This is a genomic window from Catenulispora sp. GAS73 (assembly GCF_041262085.1).
Lineage (GTDB): Bacteria > Actinomycetota > Actinomycetes > Streptomycetales > Catenulisporaceae > Catenulispora.
The window spans coordinates 1-19,982 of sequence record NZ_JBGCCM010000033.1; the positions used below are offsets into that span (position 1 = coordinate 1).

Annotated in this window: 10 protein-coding genes; 4 read left to right on the forward strand and 6 right to left on the reverse strand. The window is 65.1% G+C overall.

Features of this window, described 5'->3' with window-relative positions:
* Positions 1-272 precede the first annotated feature (272 nt).
* Positions 273-7,448 carry a LamG-like jellyroll fold domain-containing protein gene (locus ABH935_RS37975; protein WP_370382815.1) on the reverse strand — a complete coding sequence of 2,392 codons (7,176 nt, stop codon included), beginning with the start codon at positions 7,446-7,448 and terminating at the stop codon, positions 273-275.
* Between the two features lie 720 nt (positions 7,449-8,168).
* On the opposite strand from ABH935_RS37975, the gene ABH935_RS37980 reads away from it, so the two are divergent.
* Positions 8,169-15,785 carry an RHS repeat-associated core domain-containing protein gene (locus ABH935_RS37980; RefSeq protein WP_370382816.1) on the forward strand — a complete coding sequence of 2,539 codons (7,617 nt, stop codon included), beginning with the start codon at positions 8,169-8,171 and terminating at the stop codon, positions 15,783-15,785.
* Positions 15,782-16,441, forward strand: coding sequence for a hypothetical protein (locus tag ABH935_RS37985; RefSeq protein WP_370382817.1), 660 nt, complete (start codon positions 15,782-15,784; stop codon positions 16,439-16,441). Before ABH935_RS37980 ends, ABH935_RS37985 begins: the two co-directional genes overlap by 4 nt.
* Positions 16,442-16,507: 66 nt before the next feature.
* Here ABH935_RS37985 and ABH935_RS37990 read toward each other — a convergent pair whose 3' ends face one another.
* The 3 genes from ABH935_RS37990 to ABH935_RS38000 all read right to left on the reverse strand — a co-directional run bounded on the left by ABH935_RS37990 (position 16,508) and on the right by ABH935_RS38000 (position 18,148).
* A complete protein-coding gene (locus tag ABH935_RS37990; protein WP_370382818.1) occupies positions 16,508-16,903 on the reverse strand; it encodes an integrase core domain-containing protein in 396 nt (131 codons plus the stop codon).
* A gap of 458 nt (positions 16,904-17,361) precedes the next feature.
* Positions 17,362-17,487 (reverse strand): hypothetical protein, encoded by a 126-nt coding sequence (locus ABH935_RS37995; protein ID WP_370382819.1) that lies wholly within the window; start codon positions 17,485-17,487, stop codon positions 17,362-17,364.
* A gap of 511 nt (positions 17,488-17,998) precedes the next feature.
* Positions 17,999-18,148, reverse strand: coding sequence for a hypothetical protein (locus ABH935_RS38000; protein ID WP_370382820.1), 150 nt, complete (start codon positions 18,146-18,148; stop codon positions 17,999-18,001).
* A 13-nt stretch (positions 18,149-18,161) separates the two neighbouring features.
* Between ABH935_RS38000 and ABH935_RS38005 the strand changes: the two genes are divergently transcribed.
* Complete coding sequence (locus tag ABH935_RS38005; RefSeq protein ID WP_370382904.1) at positions 18,162-18,452, forward strand: hypothetical protein; 291 nt, start codon at positions 18,162-18,164, stop codon at positions 18,450-18,452.
* A 280-nt stretch (positions 18,453-18,732) separates the two neighbouring features.
* Here the strand turns inward: ABH935_RS38005 and ABH935_RS38010 are convergent, their stop codons facing one another.
* Together ABH935_RS38010 and ABH935_RS38015 are read right to left on the reverse strand one after the other, a co-directional pair.
* Positions 18,733-18,906 carry a hypothetical protein gene (locus ABH935_RS38010; RefSeq protein ID WP_370349548.1) on the reverse strand — a complete coding sequence of 58 codons (174 nt, stop codon included), beginning with the start codon at positions 18,904-18,906 and terminating at the stop codon, positions 18,733-18,735.
* A gap of 169 nt (positions 18,907-19,075) precedes the next feature.
* Positions 19,076-19,402 carry a hypothetical protein gene (locus ABH935_RS38015; protein ID WP_370382821.1) on the reverse strand — a complete coding sequence of 109 codons (327 nt, stop codon included), beginning with the start codon at positions 19,400-19,402 and terminating at the stop codon, positions 19,076-19,078.
* A 120-nt stretch (positions 19,403-19,522) separates the two neighbouring features.
* On the opposite strand from ABH935_RS38015, the gene ABH935_RS38020 reads away from it, so the two are divergent.
* A complete protein-coding gene (locus tag ABH935_RS38020) occupies positions 19,523-19,834 on the forward strand; it encodes a hypothetical protein (protein WP_370382822.1) in 312 nt (103 codons plus the stop codon).
* Positions 19,835-19,982: the final 148 nt, after the last annotated feature.

Sequence of the window (19,982 nt, forward strand, 5' to 3'; positions counted from 1 at the left end):
GCGGAAACACACAGCATCACGGCAAGGCCGCCGCCTTGTCAGGGCAATGAGAAACCCCGACATGAAATGATCATGCCGAGGTTAAAGAACAAGCTAAGCGACGGGACGAGGCAAGAGATTTTTCCGGATAGTGAGGCGATCACGGACGAAGGGGCCACCTCAGCTCCAAGCGACGGCCGCAAAAGCTGGCGTGAAGGTCACGTGCTTCAGGCAGTGAATTGGCGGGTGCCGCCTCCTGTTCGGCGGCGGCACCCAGGTTGTTCTGCGGGTTTCTACGAGGTGTAGCTGATGACGGGGTTGGTGACGGCTTGGGTGTCGGTCGATCCGCCGGTGCTGGCGGTGAAGGCGACCAGGACCGAGGGTGGCAGGGTCACTGCCGCGTCGAGGACCTGGGTGCCGTCGATGTTGACCACGATGTGGCTGGCGGGTGTGACGGTGACCTTCACGGTGTGTGGTCCGGTGTTGCGAAGGGTTGGGATGTTGGTGTTGTTGGCGATGTTGGTCTGGGCTGTCGGTGTAGTGGTGTTGATGCCGGCCCAGTTGCTGGATCCGTAGACGCCCAGGGTGCCGAAGGTGTCCAGGGAGACGAAGACTCCGGTCAGGCCTGCGATGCCGAGGCCGCCGCCGTTCTGCCCGAGTGCGGTGCTGGTGGTCGTGGTGGAGTCCAGGAGGGCGAAGGTCATGCCGTCGGCGCCGGTGCTTGCCGCGCCGCTGATGGTGGCTTGGAAGGTGGCGGTGAGGCCTGCGGATTTGATCGCGGTGCTGTTGACGACCGAGCCTGCGGCGTTGGCGGTCCCGTCGGTGGTGAGGGTTGCGGTGTTGCCGGTGATGGTCGCGGTGCCGTTGGCGGTCCAGGTCGGGTCGGTGAGGCCTGGGAGGACGTTGGCGCCGGTGTAGGCGGCGATTTGGCGGAGCTGCATGTAGTAGTTGCCGGTGCTGTCTGCGGTGAGGGCGGTGCCGGTCACCTTGATGTAACGGCCGGGTGTCTTGGCGAACAGGAACTTCTGTGGGCCGTCGGCGGGTTTGGGATAAGCGGTCTGGGTGCTCACCGTCGTCCAGTTGGTGTTGTCGGTGCTGACGGCGATGGTGAAGGCGGTCGGGAAGCAGGTCCCGGCGGTTGCGGTGGTGTCGTCGCGGGGGTAGAGGTCGACTTCCGTGAGCGGGTTGGTGGCGCCGAGGTCGATGCCGGCCCATTCGGTGGCGGCGCTGGTGTTGTGGGCGGCGCTGGACCAGCCGCCGCCGTGGATGATGCCGTCGGTCAGATGCGGTACTTCCCAGCCGGAGATGCTGCTGGACGCAGAGGCAGTCTTGGCTACGGCGAGGTTGTTCGCTGAGCGCTGGTACAGCCAGGACACTTGTGTGGCGGGCAGGGCGTAGGTCCAGGTTCGGACGTCGCCGATGGTGCCGTTGAAGAATCCGGAAGCTGCGCCGCCGGTCTTTTCACGGCCGATGGCTAGGGGGCCGGTTGCTGCGAACCCGTTGTTGTGGGTGCCGCTGGCGGCCAGGGTGCCGTTGGTGTAGAGGGCGAACGTCTTGCTGGTCGCGTCGTAGGTGGCGGTCAGGTGGACCCAGCTGTTGAGGGCGACCGGGTTGGCGCTGACGGTGTCGACGTTCCATCCCGCGGCGTCGGATGTGCCGAGAGCGAAGGTCCAGTTCTTGCTGGCGGTGTCCGGGTAGAGGGCGAAGCTGGATTGGGTGTTGCCGTCTTCGCTGAGGACGGCGCCGCCGAGCGCGGCCGGGTTGGCCCATGCTGAGATGCTGAAGGACTTGGTCGGGTCCAGGATGGCTGGCGCGGTAGTGGCGTTGCCGGTGGTGCCGTCGAAGGTGACGCCGGAGCCGGTCCAAGTTGTGGTGCCGGTCAGGGCCGCAGGTGCCGGGCCGTTGGCGCCGGGGTATCCGGTGTCGGTGGCGCTGGTGCCGTAGCCGTCAGTCAGTGTCCAGGCGTGGAATGGGGTGGTCGGGGCGATCGCGGTGTTGGTCGACCACAGTGGGGTGCCCTGCTTGAGGATGCTGACATTGCCGTCGGAGCCGATGAGGAGTTGTCCGAAGCCTGCGGCGGTGCCGGAGTGCCACAGCGGGGTCGCGGTGGTGTTTCCGAGGGCGTCGAGGGTCGGGGTGGTGGGGAAGATGGCCAGGTCGCCGTTCTGCATGAATCCGAGCACGGCGTTGGTGGCGCCGCCGGTGTTTGAGGACCAGATGGCGGTGTTGGTGTCGTTGGTGTAGAGCACCAGGTTGCCGTCGGGTTGCCAGCGCAGGTCGGTGGCTGTGGTCTTCCAGTCCACGGGGCCGGCAGTGGCGGGGATGAAGGTGTTGTCCATGGCTGCGCCGAGGGCGCCGGAGGCTACGGAGTGGTTTCCGGTGGTGGTCGCCCAGAAGTAGCAGCTGGTGCTGGTGGCCGAGACGTCGCTGGCCGAGTCGGTGGTGCGGCCGGCGAAGGCGTATTCGTGTCCGTCTTGCAGCACGGGGGTGGTGACGGTCGGGGTGGTGCTGACCGTGGTGTAGGAGCCGGGGCCGCCGAATTGCAGTGGCGGGGCCAGCGAGGGGTCAGTGACGTCGCGGACCTCGAAGTTCGCTGACAGGTTCGCGTCAGCGGTGCCGCTCAGCGTGACTGTGGTGGAGCCCATGTTGGGGGCTGCGGTGGGGTCGGTGGTGCAGGGTTGGGTGCTGTGGCCGTCGTTCACGGTCAGCGCCGTGAGCGGGGTGGGGCCGACGGTGATGGTCACGTTCGCGGTTCCGGTGTTGCCGGCGCTGTCGGTGACGGTGACCTGGGCGACTCGGGTGGGGTTGCCGCTCCAGGTGTAGGTGTGGGTCGCGGTCGCCGTGTTCTGTGGTCCGGTGGTGCCTCCGTCCCCGAAGTTGAACGTGTAGGTGGTGATCGGCGCAGTGCCCGGTGTGGTGGCTGAGGCGTCCAGGGTCACGGTGGTGCCGGTGCCGCTGCTGTTCGGTGTAGCCGCCAGCGCCGCTTTCGGCCCCTGTGGCTGGGCGGGGTTCAACACGATGGTGTCGACGCCGGCGTTGTACTTGTTGCCGGTGGCTGCCGGGTTGGCGCCGTTGACGATGAAGCTGAATGAGTGCAGTCCGGCAGTGGTGATGTTCGCGATGCCGAAGTCGAACGATGTGGTTTTGGCGGTGGCGCTGTATCCGTCGAAGGTGTTCGGCAAGTATTGCGGGCTGGTGTCGATGTCGACGGCCATGGAGACCTTGCCGTAGCCGACGGCCTGGGTCATGACCGGGGCGACATGATAGAGGCCCGGGTAGGGCACATACCAGGTCAGGGTCATGCGAGAGCCGGTGGCGACGTTGTTGCTGAGGAACATCTGGGCGCCGCCGGACCAGCTCACGCCCGGGACGTTCGGCTGCGGTGCGACTGAGGCGCCGGTGCCGACGGCGTAGTTGGCGAGTACTTCGGCTTCGGTCTGCAGCACGGAGCCTTGGCCACCGGGCAGAAGCCAGGCCTGCTGGGGCGCACTGCTGTTGAAGCAGTCCCACAGCCAGGGCTGAAGGTTGATCTGGTTGGAAGCTTCGTTGTCCAGGCAGCGTCCGGAGTTCGGGTTGTACAGCTGTGACCAGCCGGCGATGGTGGGGCTGGGACGCACAACCCACCGCTGTAGCGCTTCGATCGCGCCGGCGTTCGGGTCGTTCGGGTCATTGTTGGTGAGACAGTCGGAGATCACCGTGGTGGAGCCGTCGAGGGTTCCGGAACTGTTGTTGTAGTTCGACAGCACGGTGATGCACTTGCTCTGGTTGGCGGTCAGCCGGATCGAGCCATCCGGGTACAGCGACCAGTTCTGGTTGGTGTTGCCGACGCAGTTGGTCTGCTGGATCGGGGAGCCGTTCGTGGTATTGCCGGCGACCAGGTCCAGGCACAGCGGGTTGCTGGTGTTGCCGCTGGTCCAGCCGACCCGGATCGGTCCGGAGGTGGTCGTGGGGGTGGCACCATTGAGGCTTTGGGCACTGGACTGGGTGCTCCAGGCCGTGAGCGACTGCCCGGTCTCCACCAGGGAACCGGAGTTCGCTCCGGTGGCGATCACCGGACCGGACGCCGAGCCGGGCAGCTGCTGGATCTTGCCGTCGGGCTGCAGTGCGGCCAGGGCCGGGTATCCGCCCTGGGACAGGTTGCCGCTGGTGTCCATGGTCGTGGAGCCGGCCGAGACCAGTACCGGGTAGTGCGCCACCGAGAACGGTCCTTGAGCTGTGACCGAGCCTGCGGCTGACGAGCCGCCCACGATCTTGGCGGCGTTCAGGTTGCCGAGGCTGGTGGGGTCCTCCCCGCTGGCGCCGTCGATGTTGTCGAACTGCCACAGTGTGCCGGTGGTTCGGTCGCGGGCCCACAGGTCCGGATACTTGCCGTTGGAGGTGTCGCCAGTGATCTTTCCGGCGGCGATGACGTCCATGTTGGCCCAGTTCCAGCCGGGCAGTGCCGAGTAGTTGGTGCCGTTGAGGTTGGAACGGCCGATCAGGATCGGGGCGGTTAGCTGTCCGACGCCGGAGGGATGGAACAGCCACAGCTCTGCGCCGCCGGTGCCGTCGCTTTCCACAGTCAACAGGTTCGTCTTGCCGGCGAACACGCCGGGGTTGCCGCCGGTGACCGAGCCGAACGCGACGATCTGCAAAACCTTGTTCCAGTTGGGGGCGTAGTCGGCGCACCCGTCGATCTTGTCGACAGTGGGGTCGCAGGGAGGCCGGGTGATCAGGGCCTGATGCTGGACGGTGTACTGGTCCGCCGGCACGATGCCATCCAGGGTGCCGGAGGCGTTGAAGTAGTAGTAGAGCTGGTGCGTGGTGGGACTGTAGGCGAACAGGTCATCGGTGGGGGTACCGCGCTCCGCACCTCGGTGAGTGATCAGGGTTCCGGCCCAGGACTTGCCGTCCGGAGCCGCTGACGCCGACGCTGCCTCGGTTGCCGCGGCCTGGATTTTCGCCGGTAGGTTCGAGACCAGCATGGCCGGGTCGTAGTTGCCGGGCACGACCACCAGGTGGCTGGCACCGTGGCCGTCAGGCTCGATGGTGACCAGGTCGGGCATGCTGCCGCCGGTTACGTCCCCGAGTACGGCGACCTTGTTGGGGTTGCCGCGGGTGTAGAACTCGTAGTCGGCGATGGGGGAGCGGTTGCTGGCCTTGTCGACCGCCTGCACCCACAGGGTGTTCTCGCCGGCTACCGTCGCGCCCTGAGGCAGGGTCAGAGTGCTGCCGTTCCCGCTGGCTTTTACGCTGCCGCCGCCGGCCGTAGTGTTGCCGACTAGCGAGGAGTCACGGTTGAGGACCCAGTCGAAGTGATCGATCGAGACGCCTGTGACCTGGCCGGCGAAGCTCAACGTGCCCGACGCTGTGGCGGTCTTGACCGGGACGCTGCCGATCTTCGGGAAGTCGTTCGAGTTGATCGTCGGTCTGCTGGGGGCGCTGAACGCGGCGGTGAGGAAGCAGTAGCCGCCGTTGGGCGTGTTGTTGGGGAAGTACGTGTTGAGGAAGGTTGTGTCCTTGATCCCGAAGATTGCCGCGCCGTAGCTGTTGCCGTCGAAGATGGTTCCGAAGGCGTGACTGCCGCCCGTGTCTTCGTTGAACGTCGCCGAGGCCTTGAAGTGATACCAGCCGTCAGATCCCACCCAGCCGGCGCCCGTAGGCACGCCGTTCTGAGCAGGAAGCCCGGTCTGACCTCCGGAGCCGCCTCCGGGGGTCAGGTTGTTCAATCCGAAATCGACGGTCAGCGCACCGTTGTCGATGTCCTCCACCTCTTCGCTCACCGTGACCGACCCGTTGATGGTCTTCGGCAGATACGCCGGCCCCCCATTGGCGCTGGGCACTGTCGTGTCACAGCTGGAGTTGTTGGGGTAGAGGTTGGGCGAGACGGTCGTTGCCACGACCTTCGGCGGCAGACGGTAGGTCATGCGAAGGTGCATGTTGCCGCAGTGGTCTGCTGCGGTGATGTTGTTGGGATTGCAGTCGCTGTTGAAGCGGTAGAACGCGGCAAAGCCAGCGCTCTGCCAGGTCGACTCGTCGTGGGCTTTGAAACCGAAGTTGGCAACCGGAGCGCCTTGGCTCACCCAAGTACTGACTTTCGACGTCACGTTGAGGGTGTAGGTCGCCCCGGCGCCGCCCGTGTAGTCAGCCGGCGTGCAACTTCCCGCGGAGTATACGGAGGCTGTTCCCATGAGAGCGGCCCCCCACCAGGCTGAACCGGCTGCACCCCAGCTGTTCGGGCCGGTAAGGCTCTGGCCGTTCCACGAGGAGTTCGACTGGGAAAAGGAATTGATGGCGAACATGTCGATCGACTGTGACGCACACGTGTAGGTATTGGTCGTCGCGTCGAAGTTTGCCGCGGTGACAGTCGCGCCGGCTGGGACGACTGCCGGGGCACCCGGTGTGCCCTGCGTGAGGCTGAAACTGATCATGGACCGGCGCAGGCGTTGCACGCCGGTACCTCCTTGACCGCCTCTGGGAGCCCAGGCGTTCTGGTCGCCGACACGCAGCAGGTTGGGCGTGCCGGATGGGTCTTGGTCGTAGTTGTTCTGCGATGGGGCGTCGGCGTCGAGCTCGGCCCAGTTTTGAATGGGAGCCCACACGTCGGGGTCGATGAACAGGGGGAAGCGCGTTGATGAACCGTGCAACAGGCCGGCGTCGGGGGTCAGGTCGACGGTGGAGCCGTGCAGCGCGGTCGGCATGACAGCTTTCTTGGACCCGGCGCCGGGCCCGCTGGCGGAAGCCGTGGTCGGCTGTCCGGGGGCGGTAGCCATCGGCAGCCGCGTCGGCGTCGTACCGTCAGACGTGGAACCCGAGGTTGTTGACGAGTCCCACATCAGGGCTGGCGTGCCGGTGAAGACGGGGGTCCCTGTCGAGTCTGTGCCCCGCACTCCGCCGGCCGTGTCTGCGCTGATCGTGATGCCGTTCGCCGCCACGCCCAGTTGGAGCTGTGACAGGGCGGGGTTGGCGGCGGCCTGGGCGCTCTTGACGATGAGGACCTCACGAACGCCGAGCGCGTCGGCGGTGACCTTGAGGTCCACATCCGGATATACGCTGGCGTAGACGGCCGAGTTGCCGGACAGGGTCGGCTTGGGAAGTGTCGTCGGCCAGGACAGCGAGATCTTCTTACCGTTGGTGTCGAGCTGAAGCAGCGGGGCCGTACCGCCGCCGGAGATCGTGATGCCGGTGGGGACGGCCTTTGGATGCACACTGCCGTCGGCGGCCAGAGCCAGTTTGGTATTAATCGGGACCCAGGCGCCGTTGACCTTGGTCCGGATCGGGTACTGCACCTGCTCGACGTTGAAGGTGCCGTCGGGTTGGGCCAGCGTTAGTGCGTACGGGTTCGTGGCGGCGTCGACGACGACGGCTTTCTTCGTCTTCTTCGCTTGGGCGTGGGCTTCGGCCAGCGCCTTGCGCAGCGTTTGATCTGGTGCCGGCACCGTCGGCTTCGCGGCCTCGGTGTCCGCAGGTGAACCGGAGGCCTCCGCCACCAGTGGATGGCCGGTGCCCGTTGAAGCAGGATGCGGATCCGCTGATGCGGCCGGGGCCACGACCGTGAATCCGGTTACGGCGGCGCACAACAGCGCCGCGACACGGCTGAAGCGCTTTTTACGCCCCCGTATCGATGCTCTCACGTGATACCCCAAAGCTAGTGAGACGAAAGCTCGAGTGCCGAACAGCAGCGCGCGAACGTTAGTACCAAAGACGTCTTCCTGGCAATCGTCGGATCGGAAATTGCAGCTGAACATCCTGCGTCACCGGTGCCTGAGGGCGGCGTGTCCAGTGTTGCGATGGCTCCGCCCTTAATTGCTCGTTTTCACTGTGCGCCGACCCGTCGTCGGGATGGTCGGCTGCCGCAGTGCACACCTCATGACCTGGAGTGCATCCGAAGCGAAGCGAAGCAAAAACTGTCGGTCGCTCTCCGTGTTGAAGTGTGATCGAATCGCTGGGTTGCGTTGATGAAGTTCCGACAGTGGCAAGCAGTTGATCATTGTCGCAACGAGTCATCTATGCCAAGGACTGGATTTACACTTCCGGCTGGATGCGTTACTGTTCCGTCATCTTGATTTAGCGTGAAGGTGTTTACTTCACCGCTCTATATGGGCTAGCGTCTCGCACTTGTTGTCGCGATTTTCCTTGCTCCGGAGCCTCGTGTCCGGATTCGCGCTGGGGGTATTTGCGTGAGGACTTCACGTCCGCTGGTTCCGCGTGTGCTGGTCCGCCCGACGGCGTGGCTCACCGCGCTGGCTGTCGGGTCTGCGCTGATCGCCAGCGCGGTCACCGAGACCCCCGTGCATGCGGCAGGCCGCCCGCCTCGACCGGCCAAGTGGAACGGCCACTCGATGGCGCAGCAGGCCGCGATCGCCGGCGCGCCGTTGAAGGCCGTGCCGGTCAAGGGGCACCCCGTTGCCAAGGGCGCGCCGGTGACCGAGACGACGTTCCCCGCAGCTGCCTCCGACGATCTGCAGATCGGCGCCCCGGCATCGACGAAGCCGTCGACGGCGGACGCGACGGCCTCTGCTGACGGCGGCACAGGCACTCCAGTGCACTCGAACAGCGTTCCGATATCAGTGGCCTCCGTCGCCTCCCCAGCTGCACGGACCGACGCCTCGGCTGTCTCGACCCTGACCCCGCCGACCAGCGTGCAGGTCACCGTGGCCGGTCATGACGCCGCAATCAGCGCCGGGGTCACGGGTGAAATCGTGACAGTGGCCCGGTCAGACGGCCAGACGGCTGCCGCGAAGGTCAAAGTGGCAGTGGATTACGGAAGCTTCGCCGAGGCCTATGGCGGCGACTACTCGACCCGCCTGAAGCTTGTCGCGCTACCCGCGTGCGCACTGACGACCCCCAGGGATGCGGCGTGCCAGAAGCAGACCCCGGTGACGTTCAGCAACGACATCGCCAACAAGCAGCTCGTCGCTACGATCACCCTTCCGGCCGGCCCCGCACCCACAACCGGCGGCGAAACCCCTTCGGCCACATCAACGCCCGCGAAGAGCCCCACCAAGGCGAAAGCGGCGCCGATGATTCTCGCCGCGACGTCGAGCGCCACCGGGTCTGCCGGCGCATATACCGCGACGAGTCTCGCGGCGTCGAACCAGTGGGGTGAGTCGGGCAACACCGGGTCGTTCACCTATCAGTACCCGATCACGACGCCAGCCTCGCTGGACGGCGCCGGCCCACCGGTCGCGCTGTCCTATGACTCCGGATCAGTCGACGGTCACAACTCGGTGGAGAACGGCCAGGTGTCCTGGATCGGTGACGGCTGGGACTATTCCCCGGGCTTCATCGAGCGCTCCTACAGCCCCTGTACGAAGGCCAAGCCGACCGCGTACCCGACCTCTGGCGACAACTGCTTCGCCCGGGACTCCTCCGGCAAACTGCTCCCGGCGCTGACGATGTCGTTCGGGGCACACGGCGGGCAGCTGGTGCATGACGATTCCGACACCAGCAACTCCCACTTCAAACTGGCCACGGACGATGGCACCCAGATCGACGTGCTGACCGGCACGACCAACGGTACCGTCGCCCCCAACGGCGCGACGGGGGAGTACATCCGGGTTCGTCTCCCCTCTGGGGCGGTGGCCTACTTCGGCGCCGACAAGCTGCCCGCCGAGGTGAACAACGGAAGTATCGGCACCGACACCCCGACCCAGTCGACCTGGTCGGAGCCGGTGTTCAACAACCCCACCGTCGCGGCGTGCCAGGACCCGACCAAATCATCAGCTGTCGGATGCAGCAGTGCCTGGCGGTGGAACCTGGACTACGTCATCTCGCCGACCGGCATGGTCACCAAGTATCTGTACTCCCGCGAGCACGACCTTTACGGGCGCAGCACCAGCGCCAGCACCAGCAACAGCCCTACCGACTACACCCGCGCCGGCCAGCTGGCCGAGATCGACTACGGCTGGACCACCGCCGACGTCGCTGCCGGGCACCAGCCGGCGGCGAAGGTGAAGTTCACCTCTCTTGGCCGCTGCATCGACCCGAACTGGGACGGCGGATACGGCGCGACATCCGGGGGCAGCGCCGGCTGCGCGAGTCCGACCGGTTCCATCCAGTCCGGCCTGTTCCAGGACACCCCCACCGACTTCACTATCTGCGAACAGCCGAACACCACCACCTGCGCGCTGACCCAGCCGACATTCTGGTCCGCCCGCATGCTCGGCTCCATCACCACCCAGGTCTCCGTCAACGGCGCCTACCAAAACGTCGACCACTACGACCTGTTCCACCAGTTCCACACCCTGGTCGACAGTGACACCGAGGCCAACCGGCCGCCCCTGTGGCTGGCAGCGATCCGGCACTGTGCCGGCGTTGCCGCGGACCCTGGGATGACTTGTGCTGATGGGGAGAGCGGGGCCAACGGAGCCCGTGCCGGTATCACCGACACCACGTCCATGCCCGACGTCGTGTTCTCTCCCGCTCCTGCCATGCCGAACCGCGTGGCGTTGCCGACGTCTTCGGTGCCTTGGTACTTCCGCGAGCGTCTCGGCTGGATCGATACGGAGCTCAACGGCGTCATCGCTGTCAACTACGATTCGGCCAGCGCGTATCCGTTGGGCTGCACCGCGGCGCCGGCCGTCGCGGACTGGCATAACACCAAGCTCTGCTACCCGGAGTACTGGACGCCGCCGGGGCAGTCGGCCCCGCTCCTCGACTGGTTCAACAAGTATGTCGTGACCAGCATCGCGGTCAGTGACGGAACACGTGCGACGAACCAGATCCAGACCACGTTCTACACCTACGACGCAACCCTCGGCGCGGCCTGGCACTCCAACGACTCCGACCTCGTCACAGATCCGAAGACACGGACCTATGACCAGTACCGCGGATTCCAGAGCGTCACCACCGTCGTCGGAACAGCGTCCGCCAACGGATCGACGACTGACTGGGCCGGCACCCCCCAGAGCAAGAGCGTCACCACGTATCTGCGCGGAATGGATCAGGACCCGGACCTGGCATTTGCCTCCAAAGCAAGCACCGGATCTTGCTCCGTCGCGGACTGCCCGCCGGTCACGGTCGCCGTGTCCAACGGCTTCGGTATCCCCATCACCGACGACAACGCCTTCTCCGGTATGGCCTTGGAAACCCAGACCTTCACCTCTGCGACCGGCACGCCCTGGTCCGACACGGTGTCACGGCCCTGGGACTCCCCGCCGATCGCCGAGCACAGCCGAATCCCGCTGCCTGCTCAGCGTTCCCGCCAACTGGGAACCACTACTGCCTACTCACAGGTCGCCACCGCCGACGGCGGAACACGAACCACCCAGACCGACTACGTCTATGACACCGGCGTCGGCGCGGCCACCGACCCGACCGGCTCACACGGCGGCCGTGTCCTGGCGACGTGGTCCCACTCCCCGGCCTACAGCAAGCCACAGGCCAACCCCGACACCACCCCGGACATGTGCACCTCGACCGGCTACGCCGTCAACCCGGCGAAAAGCTGGATGCTCGGCTTCGCCGACGACACCACCAGCTGGACCACCACCCCGAACGGCGGCTGCTGGGCAGCCGGCGGCGTCCTCAGTGCACCGTCCAACAACCAGATCGTCACCGAAGCCCGCAGCTTCTACGACAACCCTGCCCTTCCCAATTTTCTGGACCAAGGCCTGGTCCGCAAGACCGACGTACTGGACCACCTCGATACCGCCGGCAACAAGGTCTTCAACACCAAGACCTTGACCGACTACGACGGCTACGGACGCGTCGCCAAGACCACCGACGCACTTGGCAACGCCACCATCACCGCCTACACGCCGGCGTTCGTGGCGGGAACCGCCGGGGAGCTGCCGCGGCAGAGCATCGTCACCGGCCCCACCGGACTGGCCGCGACCACCACCTTGGACCCGACGCGCGAGCTCGCGACAGACATCAGGGACCCCAACGGCAACACCACGCATCAGGAGTATGACGCTCTGGGCCGGCGGCTGCGGGTGTGGCTGCCGGACCACCCGAAGTCCGCGTTCTCGACGATGCCGAACCTGGTGTTCCACTACACCGTCAACGGTGACACCACAGCACCGGCGACTGCAACGACAGGGGCGACTAGTACTTCACTGCCGTCCGTGGTCGAAACCGACACGCTGCGCGAGAACACCAGCTACAACACCAGCTACAGCTACGTCGACTCCCTTGGCCGAACCCGGCAGACCCAGGCGGTCCCGCCCAACGGTGATCCCGGCCGGATCATCACCGACACCCAGTACGACTCCCACGGCAGCCCCTACCTGGTCCAAGGGCCCTACAACGATCCGAACGCGGCACCCGGGGCGAACGTCTGGGTGAACACCGCGCCGGTGCCGCAGGCGACGCAGACCCTGCACGACGGCATGGGCCGCGCCACCCAGGTCCAGAACCTCGCCTTCCTCGCCGGCACCCAGGTCGTGCTGTCCCACACCGATACCGCCTACCCCGGTGCCGACCGCGTGGACGCCAGCCCCACCATCAAGCAAGGCGACCCGGCCCCCGACTACGGACGCACTTCCGTCTACACCGACGCCCGCGGACTGAAAACCGCCCTCTACACCTACCGCTCCGGAAACCCGGCATTCGGTGACGCGACCAACGCTGACATCACTCGCTACGGCTATGACAACGCCGGCCGCATGACCGCGGTTACCGACCTGGCCGGAAACAAGTGGTCGTACTCCTACAACCTGCAGGGCCTCAAGCAGAGCGCCAACGATCCCGACGCCGGCGCATCCACATTCGGTTACGACCTGGACGGTCACCTCACCGACACCCAGGACGGCCGTGGCACACAACTCCACTACCGATACGACGCGCTAGGCCGCAAGACCGGCGAATGGACCGGTTGGGGCACCGGCGCGGAAACCGCCGCGAACCTGCAGGCGACCTGGACCTTCGACAAGAGCGCCACTGGCTCAGCCGTGCCCAACGGACTCGGACAGCCCACCGGATCCATCCGCTACAGCGGCGGATACCAGTACTCAACCTCCGTGGACAGCTATGACACCGGCGGACGTGTCCTGTCGGCCTCTGTCGTCGTCCCCAATGACGGAACCACCGGTGCTCTGGCAGGTACATACACGACCACGAACACGTATACGCCCTACACCGGCCAGCTGTATCAGACCACGCTGCCCACAGGCGGCAGTGGAACCGGACTCCAGCCTGACGTCGTCACCAACTCCTACACCAACGACGGCCTGCTGATTTCCGCTGGGGACAACTTCGCCGACCTGCTCTGGGACTCCTCCTACACGCCGTTCGGGGAAGTCATGGGCCGCGTCGTCGGCGACTACCCGAGCCAGATCACGCAAACCACCAACTACGACCCGTCGACCCGCCGCATCCTCAACGTCGACGTCTCCGCCACCTCCCTATGGGCAGGCGGATCGATCGATCACTGGAAATACGCCTACCGCGCTGACGGCACCGTCACCGGGGTCCAAGACCAGCAAGGCACGGCTGGCGCAGTCAGCAACAACGTAGCTGCGGTCAGCATCGCCACCGACCAGCAGTGCTTCGCTTACGACTACGCCAACCGCCTTACGGGGGCATGGACCGACGCAGACTCCACCTCCTTCACCGTTGGCGACGGAGCGATCGGCGGCTGCACCCACCCCCAGCCGTCGGCGACCAACCGCGCCGCAGCCACCACCCAGGTCAACGGCGGCCCGGCGCCCTACTGGCAGACCTTCGCCTACAGCAACCCCATCGGCGACCGATCAGCCGAAACCGACTACAACCCAGCCGGCAACACCGCGAACGACATCACCACCACCTACGGGTACGGCCACAACGGCACCCAGCCCCACACCCTCACCTCGACACAGCCATCGAACCAAGGAACGGCCAACCAGTACGTCTACGACCCGTCCGGCAACACCATCAGTCGGCCCCGCACCGGCACAGGAACCGGCGACTCACTGAACTGGGACGCCGAAGGCCACCTGACCAGCGAGACCAACACCACCGCAACGCCCGCAGTCAACGTCTCGTTTGTCTACAGCGCAGACGGCACTCAACTGCTCCGCCGAGACCCCGGACGAGTAACGCTGTATCTCGGCAGTACCGAGCTCTACCTCACCGGTACCCAAGTCACAGCCAACCGCTACTTCGCCTACCCAGGCGCACCCACAATCGTCGAGACTGGAGGCGCAAACCCGACCGTCTCATACGAGGTCACCAACCCCCAGGGCACCTCGCAGGTCAGCCTCAACGCCGGCGCAGCACCGGCGAACGTCGTCAGCGCACGACGCGCGTACACGCCGTTCAACACACCACGCGGGAACAACAACACCACACCGCCCTGGAATCAGACCTTTCCTGATGACCATACTTTCCTGGGCAAAACCACCGACACCACCACAGGCCTCATCGACGTCGGGGCACGAAAATACGACCCCAACACCGGACGATTCATCTCCGCAGACCCCCTGTTCCAGCCAGGCGACCCCCAATCCATCGGCGGCTACGCCTATGCCGACAACAACCCCGTCGACGGAACCGACCCCACCGGGCTAGGCACCGATATCCAGCGCTACCCTGGCGGAAACAACACCGGCACCGATGCTGACACTTCACTTCAGCAGCAGGTCCAGAGCTGTGAGAATTCCGGCGGGAACTGGAATGGGAGTTCCTGCGCTGCCCCCGATTCTGCCGCCCCGGAAACAGGCGCGGCTGGCGGACAGTCCCCTTCCACGCCTACACCGACAGGACCCGGCAACGCCGCCCCAGCGAAAGCCGCTGCCCTTCCGACCCCGGCTGCCCCGTCTCCGGCTGAAAACCCGGACCTTTACGGACCAGGCAACGACAGCCCTTTTGCGCTAATTTATGCTATTAGTGGCCTCGAGGATGCTGTACATTGCTTCCGCGATGGAAGCGTCAAGGGCTGCGCTTTTACAGCGCTCAACGCGGTGCCATTCGCCGGCAAAGGTCTGGGCATGTTGGCGGATGTAATCCGTATTGACGCTGAGGCCTCGGAAATCGCTGAGGTCGCCTCCAGGGTGGGAGCTGCCTGTGGCGTCCATTCGTTTGCAGCAGATACTCAAGTCCTGATGGCCGACGGCACCACAAAACCAATCCAAAGTGTCGCCGTGGGCGATGAGATCGAGAACGCCGAGCCCGGCGGGGCAGTCGAACACCATAGGGTCGACCAGCTTCATAAGACCCTAACCGACAAGGACTTCACCGATCTGACGGTCAGCACGCCAACCGGGCCGAAAACCGTCACCAGCACCCAGAACCACCCCTACTACGATCTCACCGCTGGCGCGTTCGTTGACGCCTCCCAGCTCAAACCGGGTGATCATCTTCAGTCCACCAACGCGGCCTCTGTGGCAGTGGTCTCGGTGCGCAACTACGCGTCGTCGATGGTCACGTACGATCTTACGATCGATGGTTTGCACGCGTACTATGTGGTCGCGGGCGACACGCCGGTGCTCGTGCATAACACTTCTGGGTGCGGTCCCATTGATTTGGGTAATGGCCTGTTTCAGCATCCAGATGGGTCCATTCGAGATGCGTTGGGTCACTTTGCTGGCTCTAACGGTGTACGGGTCGGAGCAGCAGCAGAGGCGCAAGTCTGGGATTCGCTCGAACGGCAAGGGATGAATGTGATTCGCAGGCCTGTTGCAGTTCGTGGCAATGGCGATCAGCTACGAATCTTTGACGGGGCTATCGACTTGGGGAATGGCCGTGTGATCGGTATAGAAGTGAAGAGCGGCGGTGCCAGTCTCACCGCTGATCAGCGCGCGTTCGATACATGGCTCAACACCTCAGGTGACGCGGCGTCCGGTGTTGGCCTATCCTCAGGGTCTAACGCAGTCGGCGTCTACATGTGGAACGTGCCATGACAGGTATCCAGAACAGCCCGGACCGTGCAACAGCTCTCGCTTGGACGAGAGAGATGCTCAGCCGGCACCTTGACGATCTCATGCAGGCCGAAGAATTCAGGCGCTCACCTCGAAGTGTGAGCTACCTGCGGTCTTCAGGCGAGGGCAAGCAGAAGGTCGACTTCGAGCTGATCGTGCGCCCTCAGTACGCGCCCGCATCAGTCCAACTCTCCCTGAGTGTTTCGATAGCGTTCAAGGAAGTAGCGAATATCGCTCGAAAGATGCTTGGCGAACGAGCCAAACTAATTGGTAGTAATGACGTCATCCAACGTGTAGTCCTTGACTCTATCGTTCGGAATCCTCCTATTTTGACGTTCCGAAGTGAGGAAGAGCTGGACGCGCATAGGGTTACTGCGAGGCAGTACCTGAAGGAAAGCGTTCTGCCCTACCTTGACGCGCGGCGAACGGTTCGTACACTTGTTGAGGAAAGCACTCGGGCGCTTTTGAACGATGTCTCTTCAGACGGGATGCCCCGTGGCTCGTGGCCGGTGATTGTCGCTGCGGCGCAGATTTTCCTCGGGGAACATGAGGAGGCGCGACGGACGCTGGAACACGCCTATCCTCATGGCTCCCCTGAGCGCCGAATCTATGCCGAGGCATTCCTCAGCGCTACCTAGGTAAGTGGGCAGTCCAGTCTGCTATGGGGTATGAGCTGAGGGTGCCGAGAAGTCCGTCCATGTAGGTCAGGCGATCAGGTGGTATTCGTGGAGGATGCCGCCGATCCGGTCGCGGCGGGTGACGCGGAAGTGGTCGAGGTCGACCACGTTGTCCGGGAGTGGGCGCGGTGGCGAGGCCTGGCCGAGAGCCCGGTGGGGCCGGTGTTCGTTGTAGAAGGAGTCATACTCGGGCAGGACCTGGCGAAGGTGGGCGAGGTTCCAGGCGAGGGAGCGGTCCTGGAGTTCGGCTCGGACCGATCTGTGCCAGTGTTCTTGGATCGCGTTCATGACCGGCGGCTGGATGGCGGTGGTGATGATTTCGATGCCGGCGGCTTGGAACACAGCGTCGAAAGTTGTGGTGAACTGCGAGCCGCGGTCCCTGATGAGGAACTTGAACCCGTCCGCATGGTCTTCGAGGTCCATCAGGGCATTGCGTGCTATCTGGACGGTCCATGTGGTGGTCGGGTGCGCGGTGGCGCCCAGGATCGCCGATTCGCCGGGTGGCGTGCTGGATCATCGTGAGGACGTAAGCCTGTGTTCCGTCGAGCAGGTCGGCGGTGGAGAAGTCGGTGGCGAGGATCGCCTGGGCCTGGGGAGCGCAGGAACTGCGCCCAGGTCGGCCCTGCACGACGTGGTGCGGGGTCGATTCCGGCTTTCTTGAGGATCGCCCAAACGGTCGACGGGGCGACCGTAATGCCGAGACCGGCCAGTTCCCTGGCGATCCGGCGCTAGCCCGATGCTTCTTTGTTGCGAGCGGCGGGCGCGGAAGGTGTCGAGGTCGATGACGTTGTCTGGGCGGGGCGTCAACGGCGCGGTCTGGTCTATGGCCTGGTGTGGGCGATGCCGGTGGTAGAAGCCCTCGTATTCGCGGAGGAGCCGCATCAGGTGTCGGTGGTGAGCACGGCGTCGAACGCCGCGCTGAACGACGCGTCCTGATTATGGATCAGATACTTCACGGTAGTACCTGCGTCGTCGAGGTCCATCAGCAGGTTTCGGGCCTGCTGCACGATCCAGTCCGTGCACGGGATGCAAGGTGGTCCCCAGGACGTGGACGCGCCTGCTGGCGTGTTCGATCACGGTTAGCACGTAGGCTTTCGAACCGTCCAGCAGGTCGATGACGGCGAAGTCGCAGGCCAGAATGGCTTCGGTTTGGGAGTGCGGGAACGTCGCCTAGGTCGGCCCGGTGTCACGGGTCGGGGCGGGCTCGATCTCCGCCCGCTTCAGCACCTCCCATACAGTGGACGCCGCGAGGCGGATGCCGAGGCCGGCCAACTCGCCGTGGATCCTTCTGTATCCCCAGATGGGGTTCTCCTTGGCGAGCCTGAGGATGAGGGTATTGATGTTGCGCCGGGTCGGTGGGCGGCCTGGCCGTTTACGCCGTGAGCGGCGAGCCCATTGACGACGTAACAGGTCGCGGTGCCAGCGGAGCAGGGTTCCCGGGGTGACGATCAGTCGGACATGTGACAGACGGTGGTGGGGCAGCAGTCCGGCCAGCAGCGTCAGCCAGGCTCGGTCCGACTATGTGAGCTTGCGCGCCAGCCGGGGATCACGGCGCTGCGCGGCAGCAAGTTGGTGGCGCAGGATCAGGATTTCGACGTTCTTCGCCGACGTATCGTGGCTCGCGAGTCGGATCCGGGCGAAGGCCCGGGTTGCCAGCAGGTAAATCAACCGTAGCGCCGCGATCCAGCATCATCCCAGCTCGCCGGGGTTTTCGGCAGGCTCAGGCTGGGCGCACAGCGTGGAGGTCTGGGACGGCGGGGAACCGATCGGCGGCGTCTTCGGCATCGGCATGGGAACGATCTTCAGCGCCGAGGCCACCTTCCACCGCCGACCCGGCGGCGGCAAGGTCGCCATCGCCGACCTCGGCCGCCGCTTGGCCCGCACCCGCCCCGAGGCGCCGATCGACGTCCAGGTCCCCAGCGGCTACTGCGGGTTCTTTACGGCTGTGAGGGGTGCCCGGGTCCTGGGTTGAGGACCCGGGCACCTGCGTCCCTGAGCGACTTGCGGTACGCAGCCGACGGCGAACCCTGATTCCCGCACCGCCGACGCCGATTGATCAGATTGCGGTGGCAGCGCAGGACGTGGTCCCGTCCCCAGTCCAGACCGAGCGGATCCGCCGAAAACGTGTCCTTGGCGGACTGATCAACGAGTACTAGCCTGCCGCATAGTAGCCCTGCTCAATCCCGGTGGCCGAGTTTCAAACACCACAGGCCCGCCGCATGGTGACAGCACCGCTGCGATGCCGCGGCTGTCTAACGCCGGCGGCCGCGGGTGTGCCACGTGGTGCCGACGCCGAGCAGGTGCAGGGCCAGCGCGATGAAGCCGAGCAACATCAGGCTCGTGGGATCGAACCAGATGTTGGTCGAAGTGCTACTGCCGTGGATGAAGTACGCGATGCCGAACAGTACCGCCGCGATGATGCCCATGGATGCGCCGCCTCACGGTGAATAGGACTCAGGACCGGCACCCTGTACCCAAGCATTCTTCTTCCAACCCGCTCACACGTTCGCATTTTTGGGGGCGTATCGGTACGGACTAGGCCGTCTCTACCGCGGTGGGGTGTAGCCGGTCGCGGACGGCCGCATCACAGGGTTCTTATGATGCCCGGCGGTACTCGTTGACGAGGCCGCCGAGGACCGGTTCGCCCTGTTTGCGCTGCGCTGGGAACGGGATGACGTTCGGGTACGCGTTCATTTTCGGGGCCTGTGGGGCCGATTTTTTGACTTCGATGTTCTTGCTGGTGAATACGGCGTTGAACGCGCCGGTGAACTTCGCGTCTCGGTCCCGGATGAGGTGGTGGAACTCGCCGGCTCGCTCGCCAAGATCGGCGATGAGGTTTCGGGTGCACTGCGTGGCCCACGGCGCCGTGGGGTGTTCGGTGATGCCGAGGATGTGCACGGCGCGGGTGCCGACTTCCAGCACGAAGAAGACATAGCGTGGTTTGTTAAGGCGGGAGGTAGAGGTTCAGGCCTCGTCCTGTGCCGAGGGCGTTGATCAGGGCTTGGAGGTCCGGTCAGGGGGAGCTCGTGCGACCGGGCTCGCTTGGAGCTGGTCGGCCTGCTCGATACATGGCTGGCGGCGCGAGGGCTTTCAGCGTCGGAGTTGACGCCGTCGGTCGCGCGCGAGTTACTGGCCGCTCGCCGAGAAGCCATCCCGCATCGGGTGCCGACGCTCCGGGGGCTGGAGCCGTTGTTCGAGCTCCAGCGCGGGCTGGGGGTGGTCCCGGTTGACGATACGACCGGCCGCGTGGAGGCCCTGATTGATCGCTATGGCCGGTTTCTGGAACGAGATCGGGGTCTGGCCCCGTTTACTGTCGTGCGCTATCAGCGGATGGCGAGATGTTTCCTGTTGTGAAGATCCTCGGGGCGCCAGTGGCGAGGATGGGACGGACGGGCTGCAGGCGATCGAGGTCCACAGCTATCTGCTGGCGTGCCGTTCGCGGCTGCGGGCTGCCTTCCTGCCGGAGCAGGTCGGCGATGTGGTGGAGCCGGTAGGCGGGGCG